Source organism: Paenibacillus massiliensis subsp. panacisoli DSM 21345, assembly GCF_000426545.1.
In the GTDB taxonomy this organism is placed as follows: Bacteria; Bacillota; Bacilli; order Paenibacillales; family Paenibacillaceae; genus Paenibacillus; species Paenibacillus panacisoli.
In genome coordinates this window covers 54,757-76,863 of the sequence record NZ_AUFO01000020.1, presented here as the reverse complement: position 1 = coordinate 76,863, position 22,107 = coordinate 54,757, and the positions used below count along the sequence as shown (strand labels likewise).

Sequence of the window (22,107 nt, the reverse complement as noted above, 5' to 3'; positions counted from 1 at the left end):
TCAATCCCATTATAGATAGTCAGTTGTCCTTCAGCCTTGATTGTAGAGTCATAAAGTAGCATGATAAGGACAGCCTTTCATCACCAACTTCATTGTGAAAGGATATTCCCATGAGAAATATTCATCTGAATTGGTTCACAGCAGAAGAGGATTTTAACTTCTATATACAGTACGGGGAGCATGAGAAGGACATGTTTGTTCACCAGCATGTTGATTTTTCCGAGCTTGTTATCGTTTTACATGGCCATGCCACCCACATCGTCAATACGGAAGAAATGTTCATCAAGAAGGGCGACATTTTTGTGATTAACGGAACTACCTCTCACGGTTACAAAAATCCATATGAATTTCGAATCTGTAACATCATGTATAAGCCTGATCTACTGGAGCTGGCAGGTCCTGAATTAAGAACCATAAGGGGGTATCAGGCCCTTTTTGTTATAGAGCCGTATTATCGCAATATTGACCATTCCTTGAGTAAAATGAGCTTGCCAATCTCAAGCTTCGATTACATATCCTCCACCCTTGACTTTATGATTGAGGAATACGACCACCAACTGGATGGCTATAAATCCATTTTGCGTTCACGGTTCATAGAGCTGGCTATCCAATTGTCAAGGCTATATGAGGATCAGGAGCAGCAAGGAACCCGTGGCAGTCTCCTACATTTGGCAAAGGCAATCTCCTATATGGAGGATCATTATACGATGCCTTTATCCCGTGAGGAAATTGCGGCCCAATCGAATGTATCCGTGAGACACTTAAATCGACTTTTTCAGTCGTACTATCACACAACACCCTTCGCCTATCTCCAGCAGCTACGCTTGGAGCATGCACGTAGATTACTGGAGACCACTTCTCTTCCGATCTCAGACATAGCCTTTAAGAGCGGATTTAATGACAGCAATTATTTTACTCGCCAGTTCACAAGTGTACTTGGTCAATCACCAAGAGCTTATCGAAAAAAAAGCTGATTGCTGCAGACTACCCTACAGTATTAATACTACTACTCAGTTCTCGGATAAAGGATTGGAGTGTGTGGGTAATATACGAATCCTTTCGATGGATGAATACCGTGGAGACTTCATGATAAGGACTAGGGATGCAATAGCCATGTAGCTTCCCTTCCATAAGTAACTGCTCAACAGATGATTTTGGCACAATGGTCATACCAATACCCGCCGAGACACTGCCAATGATCGTTTCGAAGGTACCAAATGGCATAATCTTTCTCGGGATAATCCCTTCAGCCTTCAACCAGCTTTCTAACCTTTCACGGTAGCTACAGCCTTTATTGAACAGTAACAAAGGTGTTCTGCTAATATCCTGAGTGGAGAACTTTGGGTGCTTAGTGACAAGGATGAGCTCCTCACGGAATACCTGCTGCGCCTCAATCATCGGATGATTGATCGGTCCTGTAATAAAGGCTCCATCCAACTGGAAGTTCGTCACGTCTTGAAGCAGCTGCTCGCTCACGCCTACCTTCAACGAAAGATCCACATCGGGGTGCTTTCCGACATAGGAGGATAAAATGCTAGGCAGACTGATCATGGTCTCGACAATCCCGATATTGAGAATACCTGAAGGCAGATTGGAGCTCTGAAAGGCACGTCTGGCTTCATCTAGCTTGGCTAAGATCTCCTCCGCATAGATCAGCAAGCGTTTGCCCTCGGAATTAAGAATCATTCCTCGCTTGTGCCTGAAGAACAATTCCGTCCCCAGCTTGCTTTCCAGCTGCTTGATTCTTACGGTCACATTGGACTGAACATAGCCTAATGCAAGTGCAGCATGGCTGACACTGCCTAGTTCGGCTACCGTCTTGAAGATTCTCAAGTCATTTAATTCCATGCCTGCTCCTTCATTCTTATAATCTTTATTAGAACTTTTACTAGTGTGAGATAATGCCATAGATATCATTTTAAATGATGATAAGTGACATTTTCAATCATTTTACACTCCGAGTCGTATCCCTTATGATTCTGATACATGACTGAATGAAAATGAACTTGGAGATGTGGACATGAACAAAAGAAATGTGAGTATAGGTACGTTATTGTGCCTGATTGCCAGTATGTCTTGGGGGGCGATGTTTCCGGTAGCGCATGATGCATTACAATATATCGATCCGCTGTACTTTTCATTTTTTCGCTATGTATTTGTTAGTGTTCTACTGGTAATGCTGCTGTACTTCAAGGAGGGGAAATCTGCCTTTCGTTTCGAAGGAAAAGGACTCCAGATCGCCTTTTTTGGAGTCATGGGATTTACCGTGTATAACTTCATGATATTCTCAGGGCAAGATCTGCTCGGGGCTTCAGGTACAATCATTGCCTCCATCATGGAGGCACTCATGCCAATGATCACGGTTGTTATCCTGTGGTATAGAACGAAAATAAAACCAGCCAAGCATACCTTGACCAGTATATGGATCGCTCTTGCAGGGTCTATGCTTGTCATTACGAATGGAAGTCTCTCTTTCTTCAGAATGGCTACAGAACATCTTCTTCCAGTACTCTTCATCTTTATTGGTGCTGTGGGATGGGTTCTCTATTCACTGGGAGGAAGTAGGTTTCGAGACTGGTCTGTTCTAAGATACTCTACATTGACTTGTCTGCTCGGAACGATGGCTTCCTTTGCGGTCGTCACTTCAGCCTCTTTATTCAATATACTGCCTGTACCTGATTGGGACACTTTGCTCTCCATAAAGCTTCAGATGTCTTTCATGGTGATCTTTCCAGGGCTCATTGCTCTACTGAGCTGGAATGTTGGGGTCAAATTACTTTCTCCCATCAATGGCATTCTGTTCATGAGCCTGGTACCGGTAACGACCTTCATTCTAATAAGCATGCAAGGATATGCAGTCAGCATGAGTGAATTCTTCGGGACCTTGCTGGTAATTTGGGCCTTAATCTATAACAATTTTTATCAGCGAAAAGCTTTGAAGATGCACCAGGTGCTATAGAGCATTAACCAGACTTCGGAGCAATAATAAAAGTGGACTAAAGAGTATCAATAAATTACTGCGCATATGAAAGGGCACACCTTATTACTCGGTGCGCCCTCTTCCCTAATTTCAACCAGCCATTTCTTCACGATTAGAGATTTCTTTCCAGCAGGCTTCCTACCTTCTCAGCCATCTCCTGAGGCGGATAAGGCATCCCATTCTTGAGCCACCATTCCACGACACCTACGTAAGCATTCGCAACAAATTCGACAACGACTTCCTCGCTTTGGCCGAGATTTTTGCCCTTGGTAATATCCATGTTAACACTTTCAGCTTCTTCTTTACCTTGGCCAGGGATTGACGGGTTACGCGTACTTATACGCCCTTTCCGTTCTTTCTGAGCGCCAATCCGAGGAACTCGCTAATCCGTTCATTGCTCGAACAACGGTTGTAGTTGCTGGCGATGGCTTGTTAGATCAGCCGATATCCACGATGGTCGGGTCAACTAGTTTTCTTGGAGTTGTTGAACTTTTTCCTTAGGTGTTGTTCTTCAAGTACTATGAGCCCCACGGACTTCGGCACCTTCTATTCCACCTTGCAGGGCCTTGGGGCCGGAACAAAGAAGAAGCATGATTTCCATGAATGAAGAGATCGGACCATAGGCAAAATAATGATCGTTAATCGCGATAATAATAACCCATTCATAAGGCGGTGAAATGACATGCAATGGATGAGATTCCTACGGGGAAAAGTAAATAATCGAGGGGTTTTAATGTCGTTATTGGCTTTGGGAGTTGGATTTACCACCCTCGGGATTACACGGCGCGGGAGATTAAGCAACATTGGCTGGCGTCGAATGTTGTCGTCGCCTATTCGAAAAATGTTCTAAGCACATCATCTATAAGCGCAATACAGCCACCGGTATAAAATCATACCGGTGGTCTCATGATCAAGGCATAAACGCTACAAATGAGGAAGGTGAGATCAAATGGCCCACGCTCTTATAAATGGATATCAAATGCAATATAAGGATTGCGGAAAAGGAACAGCAATCATATTCATTCATCCTCCCGTTTTGACAAGCTTCAATTTTCAGTATCAGATGACCTTGTCGATGAATTTTCGGATTATCACTTTCGATATTCGGGGCCATGGACAAAGTGAAGCTTCCAGCAAAGAAATTACTTATCCGTTAATCGTCGAGGATATCAGGCAGCTGATGGATCATTTGCAGATTGAAAAAGCATTTTTGTGCGGATACTCAACAGGCGGAGCGGTAGTGCTGGATTTTCTGTTAACCTATCCTGAACGAGCACTCGGCGGCATTGTCATTGGCGGCATGTCAGAAGTGAACGATAAAAAGTTAAGAAACAAAATCGCGCGCGGTCGTTTCTTGTCTCGCATAGGCGCGATTAGTGCAATTGCGCTCTCTACTGCCTGGGGTCAAGCGAGATTCAAGCTGTCATTGTTTCGGTCATTGTTAGACGATGCTAAAAACGCAAACGCCAAAAACGCCGAACAATATTATCAATACAGTCTACACTATAACTGTACAGCTCGATTGGGAAACATCCTCCACCCCGTGTTGTTGGTTTACGGGGAGAAGGATACGATATTCTACCCTTACGCAAAATTGCTGAAAGAACGATTGCCCAAGAGTGAACTGGTTTTTATTCCAAACACCAGACACCAGATCCCTACTAAAGCTGCGGATGCCTTGAACCAACTGATCAGGAAATTTATTCATCACTGCGGCTACTAAGATAGCTTTTGCAGCAGCTTCTCTCCGCTTACTGCCTTCTAGCGGCCTTTTTCGTTAAAAGGTTAAGCAAATAAGCTTTTAAATCGACCATTCGCAAAGATTCAGGCTTTTGATCTGTTCCGCTGATAATCAAGGGAACAAGCGACTCCATTTTACGAATGGAACCGTGACCACCTCCGCCCTTGTGCGTTGGTGAGCTGCTGCTCGCCAATTCATATCCCGGTTTTGCCGTGACCACCAAAAATTCTCCTTGATGTGAACGAAGCGCGCCTGACAACCGTTTCAGAACATCTGGATACTGATCGTAATTCAATGAATGTGCGGCCATGTTTACGCTTAAATCCAGTACCTTTTCGTCCTGTTCGACTGTCCATGATTGGTTGTATGGATCGGTTAGGTTGCCACCTGCTTTAAATTTGATCTGTTTGGCTGTTGATCCCTGAATAGCGTAAATCCATTCCTTCTCTTTCCAAGAAATAAAATCGATGCGCGGATCGTTTTTTAATAAGTTCGCTATATCTCTCAAAGAACGATCCTCTTTCAATGAATATACATAGGCCATCGTTTCATTGATGGCGAGAATGATTTCTGTCTCCTTCGATACAGCTTCACCTGGACGTAAAATTCTGGCATCTCCGAGCAAAGAGGGCAAATCAATTACCGGATTTTGTCCAGCAGGAAGAATTTGGGTCATTCCGCTGTCGCCTGCAATGATAAAAACGGCATCATGCAAAGCTTTTTCCGGAGAACCGAATGTTTGTAATACAGATTGAAGCTGCTGATCCAGCTCTTTGACCCCACGAAGTGCCGTAGGGCCTTTCTTATGTAACTCCCGGTCTAAATCCGGTAAATAGACAAACAAAAAATCCGGCAATGTATTGGATCGAATCAAATATTCTACGGTTTTAATAGCGAAATTATTATTGATGCCCATCCGATTCGTTAGCCCATCCGGCAAGTTTTTAATACCCTGAAACGGATTAGATAATGAACCCAGGGACAGGAAATCCGGCCCTTTCACATGAATCTCTTTCGGTAAAGAGGTAGGACCTTGAATCCATGCAGGTATCGACAGCTTATGAGCGGACGCCCCCCTGTAGATCAGGCCGTTGATCGATCCAGACTTTAAACCATGCCGGGCTAAGTCCTCATAGATCGTGGGTAAATCCTTGTTCAAATGAATCCCGTTCAAATGGATTAGCGCATCCGTCAGTACCGGATTAACTCCATGCTTTAGTACCTCTATCGGTCCGGTTCCGTAAATGATCATTTTCTGATTTTCCGGAGAATACCAAGTTAGACCCGGCACGCGGTGAATATCCGGATACGCACCGGTAAGCAATGAGCTGTCGATCGTAACGGACATTGTGGGAAAAGAACTGACCAGGTTTTTATAATATTGCCCGTGCTCGATCAGGAATTTTAATGTGGGAAGCTCCTGCTTGCTAATTCCTTGATCGATGGCCTGATACATCAAAGAGTCCACCATTAGGAAGATGACTTTCTTCGCATTATCTCCCTTGGCGGAGTTTATCCGCATCACATTCTGTTCTATGGATTTCGAGCTCTGGCATCCGATGAGCATGATCAATATAAAGAGCGAAGGCAATACCCTAATTCTATTCTTCTTCATATCCGTTCACCACCTTTCTGTAACATTCTGGATTGAAAACCCTAGAGTTATCCAAGGTTTTTTCTTCCATTATGAACATAACCAAGATATTGATCGGACTTAGAACCGTTAGGTCGATTCTTCCTGGTATGATTCCGAGACGTTAGAAGTAAACTATGCTTCAATTCATCCTCCATAGTGGATGAACGTCACGCTTCGGCATTCCATCTCCTGATCGAACTCCTTCAGACTGGCTTGGGAATCTCCTTACGCTGCATCGGAATTGCCTTGTAGCTCCCTTCACGTTCCACGCTATTTCTTTGTTGGTTGCCCTTTCGGTATTCTGCTTCCATCGCATCGGCTCTCCTTTCAGTCCGTACTTGAGACTTACGCTTGTTCAACCCTTCCCAAAAAAAACGTTCGGTACTATGGCGTCTGCTGACTTCTCACAGCAAGCTTTACTCGTCTTTCGGATTTTTTTCCTACTTCACGTCTGTGAGACCTCCCGGGGTAAGAGCGATAACTCCCCCCTCATCCATCTGCCACATTTACAGGAAGAGATTCGGGCAGTATTGGACTTTGGGCACTTAGATAAAAAAACCGCTGATCTTCTCAGGAAGATCAACGGTTTTTTCTGAGCAATGAGCCTATTGATTGGCCAGATACCCCAAATGATAATGGTTAAGATTACATGAAGCCGCGGGCCGCATGAACGTAACATCAGGTAAGCTGCCGTCCGCTGTTCTGGGTGCAGCACCTCTCGATAGCCAGGAATAACTAGTCGTGTCCGTTGGACTCACTCGTTCGAGCATATCAAAGTTGCCTCGAATTAATATAGGCATTATTATAAGTCCAGGTGGCTGACTGTCTTGGATGGCGATTCGCGTAAAAACCATTAGCGCCATTAATCACAGCCAAAAGAATATCTTACGGTATGAACAGGCAACGAGTTTGGTAGTCCGTTCGTTCTGATTCCCTTGGTGGTCAAATGACCAGCAATGGTCGTAAATGATGGTGCCTTCGAGCTGATGCTGCTGCCATAGGGAGTAAGGCTAGGGAAGCACCAGGAAGAAAAAGGCTGACGAGCAGCGTTCGGCCAATTCCTCACTTAACCGAATTTTGTATTTCTTCATTCTTTTCATCCAGGTAACCCCACTTTTTCATTTTAAACATATAAGACATACGGATAAGCGACCGGACCAGCATTTGAATACTTCCCAAAATGAACAAGTAGGTGCCAATTAGCTTTACCTCTGGATAGAACAGACAGAAGCTTCCTGCAAGAAACAACAGAGCTGTCGTGATCTCGCTAATCAAATGTGCTGACTCATAGCGACTCCGAATTTTCAATCTTTTTTTCGATTGTGAGGATTTCCTTCGGTGAAAATGATAGCCTCGGCGCTTCCTGCTTGGCGGAGCGATCTCCCTGGTCTCATCGTCCTGCTTATTATTCATCTGCCATCATTCCTTTTCTGATTTCCTTACCCGTAAAGATCGGATCTAAACGTGAATCATGACTTTACTGGATGTTAATAAGATCCTAAAACCCCACATCATAAGCATAAGTATAGCTTGTACAAGCGAAATCCTTTGACTTAAAGCTTGTTTACTGAATCTTTAGCTAATTAATATCAAGAGACTTTTTTTCCTAGTGTCGTGTCAAAAGAAACACAGTAACATCTGGACTGACCCCTATGCACTCATGTTGCTTTCCGTGTTTTAATATCCATGCTTCAATTTCATAAATGTTGTTGTTAGATTGAGTTTATGTACAGCAAAATTCTTCCGCTTCCATATCTTGCTTCGCTATTCCCCAAAGCTTTATCAGCCTGGCTTAGCGGGAGTATGGAATCAGTCTCTGCTTTAATCGTACCGTCTTTGTAAAACTAACTAATGATTTTAAGGGAGCGTAACTTTTAGATGTGTAGCCAACTAGAGAGGCTTCCTTGCACAATGGATATCTGTCGATATCACTATAATATATCCAGTTAACACTTAAATTATATTTATTTTATTAATGATAAAATAAATTATAATTTTAATATTATTTATTTTTTATTTGATATTATTTAATATTATCTTTATTATAAGTATAAAAAGGAGGGAGACTATGGATATAAAAAATGTTCCTAATTGGGTTTTATCCTTAGAAAGCGAAGACCTAGAATTCATCAGAAAATTCATTCTCAATTCAGGATCATTAAAAGAAATTGCGAGAATTTATGAAGTTTCATACCCTACAGTAAGAATAAAGCTAGATAGATTGATCGAGAAAATAAAAGTCAATGAAGCAGAAGATAACGAAGACTTCATCAAACTAATCAAAAATTTAACCATTGATGACCGTATAAGCATAGATGACGCAAAACTAATTATTGAAAAATATAAACTAGAGAGGAAGAAATAAGATCTATGAATGACGTTTATAGACTATTAATCATAGTCGGAATTCTAGCAGTTCAATACTTACTTTCAACCAGGAACAAGGTTTATTGGGGAGCAATTGTACCAGTAATTTATATTATTCTCTGTACATGGATGTTTGTTCTGGAACGTTTTGAGAGCATATTTGGTTTTATCCTTTATTTATGCTTAGGATTGCTTTTCCTTATTGCAGAGTGGAGTGCAGGAAGAAAATCACTCAATAAGAAGAGAAGTAGGGAATTAAATAGAATGAAAACCCACGACATTTGCTAGACATCCTAGAGGTAGAAACTTGCTCCAATTGTTAAAAAGCGAGTGGTACAAGGCGCTGATGTCATGGTGTACTGGCATATTGGGTTGAATAACTATGTGATTACGTGAGGTGATGATAATTTTTAATATAGTAAATAAAACTGCTTTTAGAAGGGCTGTAGTTTTCTTTGTCACAGCAATGATAGTGACTGTATTGGGAACAGCGATAACTTACTTTGTCAATCCTGATTTAAAAGGAATAATGGAATCCTTCGGGGATAGTTCTTCGGATCAATTGAAAGAATCTATTGGGATTAAAAAAGTATGGGCGTACATTGTGAATAATGGATTCTTGGTACCTTTGCAAATGTTTGTATTGGCTTTAATTCCTATACAGTTTCTTTATCTCATAAATGTAATATCAACTGCTCTTATCCCTGGTATCCTTTTTGGTGTTGTTTTGCAGTTGGACTTTATAAAAGGCATTGAGATAATTGCATCTACCATCCCTCATTATTTTGTTGAAATTTTTACATTTTGTTTATTTGCAGCAGCTCTATTTGAATTAAATCGAGTCATTAGAGTAAAAGTTAGAAGTGTATTCAAGAAAGGTAAAGATCAGGTTCCTCTTGTTAAGGAAATTTTAGGCACAATAAAAATTTATGGAGTATTAATATTACCAATGATTATTGTAGCTGCATTTTTGGAGACTTACATAGCTGATATTTTATTTGACCTGTTTCAGTAACAGGTTCGACAATCGGGAGTGATTGTTGAAGAACGAGGAAGACATCCTACTGTTTTACGGCGTAACGGGTTTCTTCCTGTTACTGAACCGGAAACTACCATTCATGGCCTTTATCCTTTAGTCGTTGCACCAGGGGCTGACCAGCAAGCCGGTATAACGGAGTTGACCTTCTGATGACGCCCTCTTCCTATGTATTTCGAAATGAGGATCAATCAATATTGACACTCGATTCCATAGGATGGCAGCGAATCGTTGATGAGAATTATAGCTTCTCAAGTGAAGATAGACCCGACTGTGGTCATGTTATTTTTCAGTACATGCTTAAGCCTTGAGAAATCATCTGGCTGAACATTCGTGGTGCTAAGGCCAGCAGGATCTGGGAGCTGGTTACACAGCAGGAAGGAGCAGTACTTCAAAGAAACGAAGATTCGCCTGTAATAGGTGAGTATTGGTAGCTTATTGCGGTATCAATAAGCACTATTTGTGCAGATTATTTCAAAAATCCGAGCAGACCTCCCCCCTTGCCTACGTCAAAGACAGGAGGGTTGAGGCCGCGCTCGCTTTGCTTCGTACTACGGAATTACCTATTCACGAGTTAGGTCAAAAATGCGGCTTTGAAAGCCCCAGCTACTTCGGAAAAGCATTTCGAGACTATATGTCATTAACACCAAAGGAAAGGAATATCGAATGAAGGAATTGGAGTTTCCATGTGATACAATTTATTATGAATAGAGCTACAGGAGCTCGATGTACCCTTCTGTTCCATGCACGCGAATTCGTTGCCCATCCTTGATCAGCTTGGTAGCATTCTCTACTCCGACGACAGCTGGCAAGCCATATTCTCGTGCGATCACTGCTCCATGGGTCATCAGTCCACCCACCTCGGTGACTAGGCCCTTTATGGATACAAATAATGGTGTCCAGCCAGGGTCCGTAAAAAAGGTGACTAATATATCCCCATCCTCCAGAACAGCATCCTCCATGTGCAGGATTACGCGTGCGCGACCCTCGATAACGCCGGAGGATACGGCTAGTCCTGCTATAGCATCGGCCGGGAGATGCGCTCGCTCATACTTCCCTACAACGATCTCGCCATCGGATGTGAGCACACGAGGCGGGGTCAGCTTTTCGAATAATTTATAGTCGCTTTTACGTTGATTAATGAGCTGGTAGTTGAGTTCATGGGTGCGCACGACTTCATGAAGCTCATCGAAGCTAAGATAATAGATATCTGCTGCTTCATGGAACACTCCAGCTTGAACGAGTCGTTCGGCCTCCTTCAGTAAGGCTTGCTTATATACGAAGTAGCGACTTACGATGCCGTATTTTGGATATTCCCGGTAGCCAATAAAATTCCGAATGAGGTCGATCATTCGCTTGGTTTCTTTGGCTTTCTGTTCACCATCCGGTAATTGCAGCAATCGATCGAGTAACTCTTGTTCTTTTTCCAAAGCTTCCTGACGGCCTTGCTCGAACCTTCTCTTGCCAGCATTAGGCTCGAAATTCTTGATGTTATTCAAAATCAAGGGAACAAGTGTAAGTGGCTTCTCACTCCAGCGAGTTCTCGTAATATCAATCTCACCGGCACATCGCATTCCGTATTTGCTGAGATAATCATAGATCGCGATCTGGCTTTCCCTTCCCCCGTCAAGCTTAATCAGCTCATCCAGAAAGTTATCTTCTTTTGTATGCTGCAAATATTCAATCACCTCTGGATAAGGGCGAATCACATCCGCGACATCCAATAGTGCCAGACCCATTTCCGAAGTAATGTTGTTGGGTACAGATTGCGAGAGCGGATCTGCAGCATTTTTTTCACCTAACCACTCGTTCATCTTCTCATTGATCCATGATGTAGCATGGATGGCAGCCATGAATACTGCTGTACTTTGAGGGTCAAATAAGATCTTCTTTAATTGCTGGATATCCTCCAGAATGAAATCACACACATCCACTCCCGATTTCCCCTGAATGTGTTGCTGTAGCTCTTCAATTGAAGTTTGACTACGCTGAATCAGCTCCGTAACGATTGATGGATTGTTCTCAAAGGGGGCATGCACCTCTGTATGTTTTTCGCTTGGTATGGATTGGTTTGAATCAGCGACCTGATTCGTCGGTGTTGTTGGATCACTGGATAACAAAGGTATAAAATCTCGCTCTATGAGGGTCGTAAGTGCCCCTTTTATAAGTGGATCGGAACCCAGAGCACTTAATAGCGCCTCTCTACCGGCAGACGTATTCAGCCTAGACGCAATGTCAACAAATAACCGCCCACCCGCTGTGCGCATAGGTGCAGGAGTAATTAACAGAAAAAAGGACAATCCCAATGGTGTCATGGCATCGGTCATCATTTGCTGATGTCCAACTGACACGTATACGTGCTTGTCTTGATCATCCACCTCAGGGATCGGATATAATGTAGTGATTGGCCGGCTCTGCACAATGTAAAAGCTGTTATCTGCTAGGCACCATTCAATATCCTGAGGGCTGCCAAAATAAGCTTCGATCTGTCTGCCTATGCGTGCTAGCTGTACAATCTCTTCATCCGTAAGTGTCTGTGCCTGCTGCTGTACAGAATCGAGCTCACGGGTCTGTGTCCCGCCTTCTGGTCGTGCATAGATGGCGAGCTTCTTGCTCGCGATCCGCTTATCGATGATCCTCTCATTCTGCACCTTATAGCCATCGGCAGATACGAATCCAGAGACCAAGGCTTCCCCAAGCCCGAAGCTCGCATCAATGGATAGCAGCTTGCGGTTCGAGGTCATCGGATCTGCTGTGAACATGATGCCTGAAGCTTGAGGGAGAACCATTCTCTGCACAACCACGGATAAATACACTTGGTCATGGTTAAAGCCGTTTTGCATACGGTAGATCACAGCACGATCGGTAAATAGAGAAGCCCAGCATTGGCTGATATGCTGCAAAATAGCCTTTTTTCCGATAACATTCAAATACGTGTCATGTTGGCCAGCAAAAGAAGCATGCGGCAAGTCCTCAGCCGTCGCGCTAGATCGCACTGCATAAGCGTGTTGATCTCCAAGCTGGGAGAGGTGGTGGGCAACAGCCTCTACCACATCAGAAGGAATTTCTGCTTCCATGATGGTATGACGGATCTTCCGGCTGATGTCGCTAATGCGCTCTTGCTCCGCAACCGTTAGCAGTGCCAATTGCTCCAGTAATGCCTGAAGTGTTGGGTTGCGCTCGATCGCCAATTTATAGCCCAGCGTTGTAACGCAAAAGCCTTCTGGCACTTGTATTCCTTGAATTTTTGACAATTCACCCAAGTGCAGCCCTTTTCCCCCGACGAGCGATAGCTGTGCTGTGTCCATTTCCTTGAATCCAAGAACCATTGCATCCATTCAAATCTCTCCTAACCCTTGATGTGAGAAAAAAACATTTGACAACCATCCAGCGGCATGGTAAATTAAAAATATAAGATGCGTTAACTTTGACTATATGACATGTAATATGCGTGGATTGATCATAACATTATGCTCGTTTATATGCAATATCAAAGAACCTGAATCGTAACGATTCAGGTTCTTTTTGAGCCTTCTTGAGGATTAGTATCCTTGTAGGTACATACACCTCGCATTGAATTTGCCACCCATTGTGACTGGATGAGGTTTCTTATCGGTGAAATGTTCAATCTCTCCCTCCAGCTTCACCAATGATATCCCTCTCAATTTGCTTCATTTCATAGAAATATCCTTGTCTGTGCATCAGCTCTGCATACGAACCGGATTCTATTACCCTTCCCTGGTCCAGCACAATAATCTGATCCATGTCCTCCAGTCCAATCAGTCGGTGACAGATCAGAATTATCGTGTCATCCGCAGCCTTCTCATACAGATGCTTCAACACTCGTGCCTCGGTTACATAATCTAGCGAGGACGTAGGCTCATCCAGAAGCCATAGTCTTCCTTTGCGCAGCAGTGCACGTGCCAAAGCCAGTCGCTGCATCTCACCATCCGATAGGTTCTCTCCTTTCTCATACACTAGATCCGTCAGCGCTCTATTCGGTAATTGCACTTTATTTAGCGTATCCAGTAATTCTTCATCCGTATACTCCCCATGATCCAGTAACAGGTTATCCCGAATCGTTCCACGGAAGAAATGGCTCTTCTGCAGAACAACATTAGACCTCTGCCATATGCCCGCTTCATCCAGTTCCTGAATTGCTGTATTATTCAACCGAATCTTGCCTTCTGTGGGCATGTGAAGCTTGAGTAGAAGCTCCATAATAGTGGATTTACCTGACCCGCTTGGCCCAACGATCGCTGTCTTCGAGCCTGGTGTGATATGAAAGGATACATCTCTAAGTGCTGGTCGCCACTCCCCCTCATGCTGAAATGTAACATGTGATAGTTCGATAGAGATTGCTTGATGGGCAGATAGGGTGCCGCTTGACTGGGATATCTGAAATTGTTCGGTCTGCACCGTCTCTGACAGTCTTCTGGCTGCATGCTCGCTATCCTGCTTGTAGACGGGCAATGTCGCCATAGCCGCCGCTTCCTCAAATACGGTGAGCGAGGTCATGACAAGCATGGCAAGAAATACGCCTGCCAGCTCTCCCTCCTGAATGAGATAAGCACCTAGTGCGAGCACACTCCATGAGACAAAAAACGTGACCAAAGCGTGCAGGGACTGTCCCATTAGCAAATGACCCGCTGCTCGTTCCTGCTCCGTACCTAATGTAGCGGATGCATGCTGGAGCTTATGCTCACGCTCTGTAAGCTGACCGTGTACCTTCAGATCACGGAATCCATATAGCATCTCGGTCACCTCAGTTGATAATGCGGCACGTTGCTGGCGAACACGCTCCTGTATGCTTCTCTGTCCCAGCAAGACAATGCCTGGAACGATCACAGCAGTAGCCAGCATCCCTAATACGAGCACACCGGCAATCCATACTGAAAATGCTAATGTAAACAGTACGGTAGACAAAAAGACGACGACTACAATGATGGGCGGATATGCCACACGCAGGAAATAATGCTGTAAGCTTTCCACATCCCCCACAATTCGGGCAAGCAGATCCCCACTCCGTTTTGTATTCAATAGACGGGGAGTTAGTGGAATCAGCCTCGCAAAAAAAGATGTACGCAAGCGGCTAAGTATGGAAAAGGTCGCACGATGGGAATACAGGCGTTCACCGTAACGGGTCGCAGCCCGAAGCAAACCGAGCAATTTGATTACCGATGTCAGTACAATCAACGTGTAGAGCGGCGGCGCGAACACCGTCTGGGAGATCAAATAACCACTTGCCGAGAACAGCGCCACACCTGCGATGCCTGCTACAAATCCACCCAGGATGGACAAGAGGATGTCCTTGCGTTCCTGAACCATTGCTTTGGCTAACATAGCTAGATCATTCATGTCCATCCCCTCCTCGTTGTGCACTCACCAGCTCGGCATATGGAGACAATCGCTCCAAAAGCTCCTCATGACGACCAGAATCCACGATCTTGCCATTATCCATGAACAGAATCTGATCCGCATGTTGAATGGTGTATAGTCGATGCGCAACCGTAATGGTCGTCGCTGATTGAGACAATGTAGCTATAGACTGCTGCAAGATACGTTCCGTGTAGAGGTCTAGTCCTACTGTAGGTTCATCAAACAAGATGATACTAGGCCGCTTCAAAAAAGCCCGTGCCAGGGCCAGCCGCTGCTTCTCACCACCTGACAGCCCTCTGCCCCCTTCACCGACATAGGTATCGTATCCCTGCTGCAAATTATCAACAACAGAAGCAAGGCCAGCCGCTATAGCCGCTGCCTTGATCTCTTCCCTGGACACGTTCGGACCAGCACCGATCGCAATATTATCAGCCAGCGTGCCGGCGAAAATATACGGATGCTGGGTGATGTAGCTTATACCCTTATACCAATCTGACTCGTCGTATTGCTGCAAGGGACTTCCATTGACCAGAATTGCCCCTGCTGTCGGCTTCAGCAATCCTGCAATGAGATGAAGTAGAGTTGTTTTGCCTGAGCCACTCTTTCCAACAATAGCAATATGCTCTCCTGGAGCCAACGACACGGAGCCTGTTACAAGCTGGAATGAACCCGTACCATAGTCAAATTGAACATGGTCCAATTCGATGGAGGGTGACGTGGCCAGCAGTGCTTCATCTAACTTTCTAATCTGCTTATTGGCCTGTGTCGGTTGCTCTGCGTGGTTGCTCCCCTCTGCCCTGCTGCCTGTTTCCTCCTTAGAATCTACTGCTGCACGTTCATTGCTTGTCTCCACAAGCAGCTCCTCTACTTTACGAATCGCCCCCATGCTGGTCCGCCCACTGTGGAAAGCAGTTCCTGTATTCTTCAGCAGGCTGTAGAATTCGGGAACCAGCAACAGGATGAAGAAGGCTGTGTGGAAGTTAAGCGCTTTGAACACGAGTAGCTGTATGGCAAGCTCAAGCGCGACAATACCTATACTTAGCATAACAATGGATTCGAGCATGAATGTGTTCGTAAATGCGATTCGCAAGATACCCATTGTCGCGTCACGATAATTCAGGCTACTGCGCTCAATCTCCGCCGTCTGACGATGAGCGCGACCGTATAATTTCAACGTTACCAGCCCTTGAAGGGAATCCAGGAATGTGCCGGAGAATTCGGCCAGCTGCGCGAACTTTTCCTCTGATTTATTTCTCGTCTTCAACCCCACCAGAATCATGAACAGCGGTATAAAAGGAGCCGTGAATAGCATAATGAAGCCGGAATTCGCATGCTGCGTAAAGACAACCACCAAAATCAGAATCGGAATGATGGCAGCCTCCAGCATACGAGGCATGTACTGGCTGAAATAACTATCCCCCTCATCCACTGCATCGAGTGCAAGGCTGACCCTGCCTCCTGTCTGACCACGAAGCGTTGAAGTCATGGTGGCATGCGTGAGACGCTGCAGCACCTTTGCCCGCATATTTGTCTTCGCATGACCAGCCATATAGAGGCCTACTTTGCCGTTGCCGTATGACAACAGTACACGCAACGTCATAACAGCCAGCAATATACCAAGTAAGATCATAACGGAGGATAATGAAGCACCTTCCACAAAAATCTTCTGGACTGCTTCGGCAAGTAGCGCAGATTGAGCAATAATGGCTATGCCAAGCATGAGTGAAATGATCGCAAGGAGAATGAGATGCTTCCTTTGCTTCGATAGCTCCTGAGACAAGAGACCGGCTTTCCTGTTCACCCAAGCCTTCCTCCTTTACACAGATATTTGCCAAGAAATGACCTTATCGTTATCACTACATCCACTTACTTTCTTCCTTTCACATAATCCGCATCAAACAAGAACAGTCTGAATACCAGAATGAGAGACGGAATGAGGAGGCATAGCCCGCCAATAAACACAATAACAAGTGCAATACCCATTGCAGGTGAAGTTGCACCGCTCTGAATGGTAATGTACGGATCGAGAATGTAAGGATACTGCCCAATCCCGTATGCAAAGAAGGCACAGAAAAATTGCAGCATGACACATATAAAAGCTAGTCCATAGCGGCGTCCATTGTACAAGAGCCACATGGCGATCATGAAGAAGGCGACAGAAAGAGCGAGCAGCCACCATAGATCCATCATGTTCTGGAAATGTCGTGCATTGTGCTGTCCGATATATATAAAAGCTGTTAGGGCTATGACAATCGTTGGTGTACTCCAAAAGAGTGCATAGGTCCGGATCAACTGCAGAGCAGCATGATCCTCAGCACGGGAAGCGTAAAAGGCCAAGAATGATGCGCTGATGAACAGCACCGAGACGATCGCCAAGCCAACGATGCTCCATGACAATGGGCTGGTAAGCAGAACCCAATAATCCAGAGCTACCACCTCGCCTTGCTTGACGATAAAGCCCCCTTCCGACAGTGTTAGCGCTACGGACAGCGAAGCCGGGATCAGCAGGCCTGATGCGCCGTATAAAAACAGATAGACTATATTCTTCTTCGAGCCGTAGTTCTCAAAGGCATAAAACGAACCCCGGATGGCAAGCAGAATAACCGCAATACTGCCCGGCACCAGCAGCGCAGAGCCATAATAATAGGCTGTATCAGGAAAGAAGCCGACGATGCCAATATAGAAGAAGACAAAAAACACATTGGTAATCTCCCATACAGGGGATAGATAACGAGAGATCAGACGATTGATCAGGTGATCCTGCTTCGTTAATCGAGCATAAAAGGCGAAGAAGCCTGCACCAAAATCAATGGAAGCTACAATTAGATAGCCGTACAAGAATAGCCATAGTACCGTGATACCTATTAATTCGTAGCTCATCATATGGATTCACCTTTCCCCTCAGATTCCTTGGGCTTCGCTAACGCCCAATTTTCGATCTCCGCTTCAGCTGGGTTATTTCTGAACAAACGCCGAAGTACAACGACACACATCGCACCCAGCAGAATATACAGAAGCAGGAAGAGGAAGAACAACACTCTTACACTCGGTGATGAAGTAGCTGCTTCCTCCACACGCATATATCCACGAATAATCCATGGCTGACGTCCCAGCTCTGCATAGAACCAGCCTAGCTCCACACCCATAAATGCGAGCGGTGCTCCCAGTGCAATCAAGCGAAGCAGCCACTTGTTCAGGGCATTGCGCTTTTTCCAGATCACAAATAGGAAGTACAGGAGCGAAATAGCCAACAACGCGAACCCGATACCAGCCATAAGATCAAACAGATAATGTACAAGCAGCGGCGGCCACTCATTTACCGGGAATTCCTCCAGACCCGTTACCTCGGCATTAAAGTCTCCAAAGGCCAGAAAGCTCAGTACCTTCGGCAGGTGGATGGCCCCAAATATTTCACGCTCTGCATTCAGCCAGCCTAGCAAAATCAAATCTGCCCCACTCTCCGTCTCAAAATGCCACTCGGCTGCTGCAAGCTTCTCTGGCTGGTGCTCTGCCAAAAACTTGGCGGACAGGTCCCCAGCCAAAGTGTTCAGCATACCGAACAGCAGCACCACGGCCATCATGAGGTTCAAGGCTTTTTTATGGTACGGGGATACTCCCTTTCGCAGCATCGTAAAGGCCGCAATTCCAGCTAATAGAGCAGCTCCTGTTAAATAGGCCGAGCTGAGTACGTGGAACACCTTGGAGAACGTTGCTGTATTCAGCATCGCTTGGATCGGATCGACTGCCGTAAATTGTCCAGCTTCCATCGCAAAGCCTGCGGGCTGGTTCATGAAGCCGTTCACTGTCGTGATAAAAACAGCAGACATGCCTGCTCCTATGACGATCGGAATCGTTAGCAGCCAATGAATATAGGGATTTTTGAATCGGTCCCACGTATACAGATAGATTCCGAGGAAGATCGCTTCAAAGAAGAACGCGAACACCTCCAAAAATAACGGAAGTGCAATGACATTCCCCGCCAGCTTCATAAAATGGGGCCAAATTAGTGCGAGCTGCAGCGAGATCGCTGTTCCTGTCACAACGCCCACGGCCACGGAAATGACAAATCCGCGTGACCACCTTTTGGCCATCAGCGCATAATGAGGGTCCTTCTTACGAATGCCAATGAATTCTGCGATGGAGATCATCAGCGGAATCCCGACTCCAAGAGTGGCAAAAATAGCATGAAACGCTAAAGTCATTCCTGTAGTCAGCTGACTCCACAACACTGTATCCACAGCCATATGTACTACCTCCTTCTACCTCTCTTTTAATTTTCATAGCATACTTGTCTGTCTTGGAAAGATATTTTTTTCACAAGCAAAGCTAGCACTTTGACCAGAACGAATTTGAATATAGAATTGGCCAATCTATTAGCAGCATGACAAAATGAAATATTTAAAATTATTTTATCTGCAATTTTCAGTAATTCAATTCATGACACAACTTCGTACCTAAATGTTCAAGAAAGGACCATTTCTTTCTGACAACTTGGTGAACACTACTGAAATCACTCTATGGGGCTATTGCTTCAATCTGCTGATGCATGCTAATAAGCGTCCTGCTAAATGAACGAGAAATAGAGCAGCTGCGCTTGGCAACTGCTCTCCGGGTCTTCATTACTTGTGATATTGCACTACTACGCTGTACTAGTACCTACATAGCTAAGTATGCTAGCCAATGATTGTGCCATTCGCTAAAGGCATATCTGGTTGTAGCAGCACAACATCCCCTTTTTCCGGTACACCGCCTAGCACCAATACTTCAGATTTGAAGCCAGCTATGCGGCGGGGCGGGAAGTTAACCACGCATACCACCTGCTTTCCAATCAGTTCCTCAGCCTTATAGCGTTGGGTAATTTGCGCGCTGGATGCCTTAACCCCTATCTCCGCTCCAAAATCAATTTGCAGCTTGATCGCAGGTATTTTGGCTTCTGCAAAAAATTCCGCTTGCGTAATCGTCCCGACACGAAGATCAAGCTTTAGGAAATCATCTATTGTGGCCATTGTTCCTTCTCCTTCTAGATTAAAATGTACAACTCTTAATGGTTGCTCTGAAGCTTATATTTGAGCGATTTGGACCAGAAATACAAGCCCATCCCCAATAAGGTCATCAAGCCACCTGTCAGCTGCAACCAGGAAATATGCTCCCCTAGTAACAAATACGCCAGAATAATGGCTAGAACTGGCTCGCCAATAATACCTACCCAGACTGTAGTCGCCCCGATGGAGTGTAACAATAGATTAAAAAGATACTGTCCAAAAATTGTTGGGATTACAGCAAGCAGTAAGAAATAAGTCCAATCTGACGCACTGTATGCAATGAGTGAGTAGTCATGAATCAGGTTGTAGATGAGCATGACGGTGCCGCCAATCAAGAATACAATAATGCTGTATATATTGGCATGGATTTTGTGGCTTACCTTCTGCCCTACCAGCAGATACATTGAGACGAAAAGTGTACCTATTAACGATAAGCCGTCTCCCAGCAATGCTGCTGCTGACACGCCGATGTCCCCCCATGCAATCACGATGGAACCAAGCAGAGCAACAATCAGGCAAAGAATCGTCAGCCGGCTCACTTGCTCCTTGAACAGAAGGTATGAACCAATCATAACAAACAATGGCTGCAGGGCTAAGATAACCATGGAGCTGGCAACCGAGGTATGAACCAGGGATTCCATCCAAAATAAAAAGTGTAGCCCCAGAAATAGCCCAGCCAGAGTGACCAGACCCCAGTCCTTCTTGTTCATCTTCAAGGAGCGAAGCGACCTCCTAGGCACAATAGCGAGCATAAGTATGACAGCTATGAACAATCTATACATCCCTGCCACAGAAGTAGGCGTATCTGAAAATTTTATCATAATAGAAGAGATCGAGACAGACAGAATACTGATAAACAATAACATGTACGGATGAGACGAAAAGCTAGATTTCATGATTTTTGACATACTTCCTCCAAGACGTTGACGATTATCTGTGCACAGATAAGCCGAAGCTGGATATAATAATATCACCATCATCGCCTGGATTGTGCAATTATATCTCTAATTAATATTGAAATATCGTCAACTAAGGAGCGGTACTTTGAAAAAGCCATTACACGAAACCATTCAGTATCCTGATGAGACGTTCCCATACATTATGTACACGCATACGTTGCATGAATCGATCCCTCCAGGCAGAGGGTTCAACGATCTGCACTGGCACGAGGAATTGCAGATTACATTAGTGACCAGAGGCAAATTAACGATTCAAATCAACGGAATTAATTATGATCTAGAAGCAGGACAAGCAATTTTCATTAATAAAAGTATCCTTCACATCGTTACTCAGCTTACTTCTGATGGCCAGTATGTAAGCTTTAATTTTCCAGAGAAGCTGCTCGCTTTCTATTCGGATAGTGCGATGGAGAAAAGCTATGTACTTCCCGTAACGAACTCCTCCCTGTTGTGTCTGGACATCCGAGGTGATGCGAATTGGCAAAGCGAATTTCTACAGATTCTTTGGGATATGAAGAAGGAATTTGAGACGAAGGCAGTCTGGGGATGGCAATATGAAGTTTCTATAAAAACTGTGCAGCTCTGGCTAATTCTCATTTCCAATATAACCTTGGATACTGAGGAGTCCTCCAGACACAACCGATTACAACAGGAAAGGCTGCAGCTCATGCTAACCTTCATTCATAAGAACTACACACATCCTATTACGTTGAAGGAAATTGCTGATATCGCGCATTTGAGTATTTCGGAGTGCACGCGCAGCTTCAAAAAAAGCATTCACATGACTCCATACGCCTACCTGATTCAGTACCGGATTAAAAGAAGCTGCGAGCTCTTAAATACTACTGAATACACAATTACCGAGATCGCCGAGCGAGTTGGGTTCAATCATGTGAATCATTACATCCAGTCCTTCAAGAAGCATCATCAGACCACCCCTAAGGAATATCGTCGTCATAAGCAGTGA

General features: G+C 44.7%; 17 protein-coding genes and 1 pseudogene. 7 read left to right on the top strand and 11 right to left on the bottom strand.

What is annotated here, in order from left to right; all coding sequences use genetic code 11:
• The first annotated feature begins 110 nt into the window (after positions 1-110).
• On the top strand, positions 111-974 hold the full coding sequence (locus K331_RS0116830) for an AraC family transcriptional regulator (protein ID WP_028591201.1): 864 nt from the start codon (positions 111-113) through the stop codon (positions 972-974).
• 10 nt (positions 975-984) lie between these two features.
• Here K331_RS0116830 and K331_RS0116825 read toward each other — a convergent pair whose 3' ends face one another.
• A complete protein-coding gene (locus K331_RS0116825) occupies positions 985-1,848 on the bottom strand; it encodes a LysR family transcriptional regulator (RefSeq protein WP_028591200.1) in 864 nt (287 codons plus the stop codon).
• 172 nt (positions 1,849-2,020) lie between these two features.
• Here K331_RS0116825 and K331_RS29770 point away from each other — a divergent pair, with 172 nt between their 5' ends.
• On the top strand, positions 2,021-2,959 hold the full coding sequence (locus K331_RS29770; protein WP_051289881.1) for a DMT family transporter: 939 nt from the start codon (positions 2,021-2,023) through the stop codon (positions 2,957-2,959).
• A 133-nt stretch (positions 2,960-3,092) separates the two neighbouring features.
• Here K331_RS29770 and K331_RS31565 read toward each other — a convergent pair.
• Positions 3,093-3,263: pseudogene (locus K331_RS31565) on the bottom strand (TetR-like C-terminal domain-containing protein); the annotation flags it as partial.
• A gap of 666 nt (positions 3,264-3,929) precedes the next feature.
• Between K331_RS31565 and K331_RS0116810 the strand changes: the two are divergent.
• Positions 3,930-4,703: an alpha/beta fold hydrolase gene (locus K331_RS0116810; protein ID WP_028591199.1), complete on the top strand. Its 774-nt coding sequence runs from the start codon at positions 3,930-3,932 to the stop codon at positions 4,701-4,703.
• Between the two features lie 28 nt (positions 4,704-4,731).
• Here the strand turns inward: K331_RS0116810 and K331_RS0116805 are convergent, their stop codons facing one another.
• Both K331_RS0116805 and K331_RS29765 read right to left on the bottom strand, forming a co-directional pair.
• A complete protein-coding gene (locus tag K331_RS0116805; protein ID WP_051289880.1) occupies positions 4,732-6,336 on the bottom strand; it encodes an alkaline phosphatase family protein in 1,605 nt (534 codons plus the stop codon).
• A 1,083-nt stretch (positions 6,337-7,419) separates the two neighbouring features.
• Positions 7,420-7,770 (bottom strand): YrhK family protein, encoded by a 351-nt coding sequence (locus K331_RS29765; protein ID WP_051289879.1) that lies wholly within the window; start codon positions 7,768-7,770, stop codon positions 7,420-7,422.
• A 655-nt stretch (positions 7,771-8,425) separates the two neighbouring features.
• On the opposite strand from K331_RS29765, the gene K331_RS0116790 reads away from it, so the two are divergent.
• The 3 genes from K331_RS0116790 to K331_RS32715 all read left to right on the top strand — a co-directional run bounded on the left by K331_RS0116790 (position 8,426) and on the right by K331_RS32715 (position 10,430).
• A complete protein-coding gene (locus K331_RS0116790; protein WP_028591197.1) occupies positions 8,426-8,722 on the top strand; it encodes a DUF2089 family protein in 297 nt (98 codons plus the stop codon).
• Positions 8,723-9,124: 402 nt separating this feature from the next.
• Entirely contained in the window at positions 9,125-9,739 is a 615-nt protein-coding gene (locus K331_RS0116780; RefSeq protein WP_084165493.1) for a stage II sporulation protein M, read from the top strand.
• A 448-nt stretch (positions 9,740-10,187) separates the two neighbouring features.
• Entirely contained in the window at positions 10,188-10,430 is a 243-nt protein-coding gene (locus K331_RS32715; protein WP_226383618.1) for a helix-turn-helix transcriptional regulator, read from the top strand.
• 43 nt (positions 10,431-10,473) lie between these two features.
• Here the strand turns inward: K331_RS32715 and ppsA are convergent, their stop codons facing one another.
• The 7 genes from ppsA to K331_RS0116745 form a co-directional block, all read right to left on the bottom strand.
• Positions 10,474-13,098 (bottom strand): phosphoenolpyruvate synthase, encoded by a 2,625-nt coding sequence (ppsA, locus tag K331_RS0116775; protein WP_028591194.1) that lies wholly within the window; start codon positions 13,096-13,098, stop codon positions 10,474-10,476.
• Between the two features lie 286 nt (positions 13,099-13,384).
• Positions 13,385-15,118 carry a thiol reductant ABC exporter subunit CydC gene (cydC, locus tag K331_RS0116770; protein ID WP_028591193.1) on the bottom strand — a complete coding sequence of 578 codons (1,734 nt, stop codon included), beginning with the start codon at positions 15,116-15,118 and terminating at the stop codon, positions 13,385-13,387.
• Complete coding sequence (gene cydD, locus K331_RS0116765; protein WP_028591192.1) at positions 15,111-16,940, bottom strand: thiol reductant ABC exporter subunit CydD; 1,830 nt, start codon at positions 16,938-16,940, stop codon at positions 15,111-15,113. The genes cydC and cydD overlap by 8 nt, the downstream gene beginning before the upstream one ends.
• 65 nt (positions 16,941-17,005) lie before the next feature.
• Positions 17,006-18,022, bottom strand: coding sequence for a cytochrome d ubiquinol oxidase subunit II (locus K331_RS0116760; protein ID WP_036635137.1), 1,017 nt, complete (start codon positions 18,020-18,022; stop codon positions 17,006-17,008).
• Positions 18,019-19,383: a cytochrome ubiquinol oxidase subunit I gene (locus K331_RS0116755; protein WP_028591190.1), complete on the bottom strand. Its 1,365-nt coding sequence runs from the start codon at positions 19,381-19,383 to the stop codon at positions 18,019-18,021. Before K331_RS0116755 ends, K331_RS0116760 begins: the two co-directional genes overlap by 4 nt.
• 429 nt (positions 19,384-19,812) lie before the next feature.
• Complete coding sequence (gene csaA, locus K331_RS0116750; protein ID WP_018884492.1) at positions 19,813-20,145, bottom strand: chaperone CsaA; 333 nt, start codon at positions 20,143-20,145, stop codon at positions 19,813-19,815.
• A 35-nt stretch (positions 20,146-20,180) separates the two neighbouring features.
• Entirely contained in the window at positions 20,181-21,002 is an 822-nt protein-coding gene (locus tag K331_RS0116745) for a DMT family transporter (protein WP_404821502.1), read from the bottom strand.
• Positions 21,003-21,225: 223 nt separating this feature from the next.
• On the opposite strand from K331_RS0116745, the gene K331_RS0116740 reads away from it, so the two are divergent.
• Positions 21,226-22,107, top strand: a complete 882-nt coding sequence (locus K331_RS0116740; protein ID WP_028591188.1) for an AraC family transcriptional regulator — start codon at positions 21,226-21,228, stop codon at positions 22,105-22,107.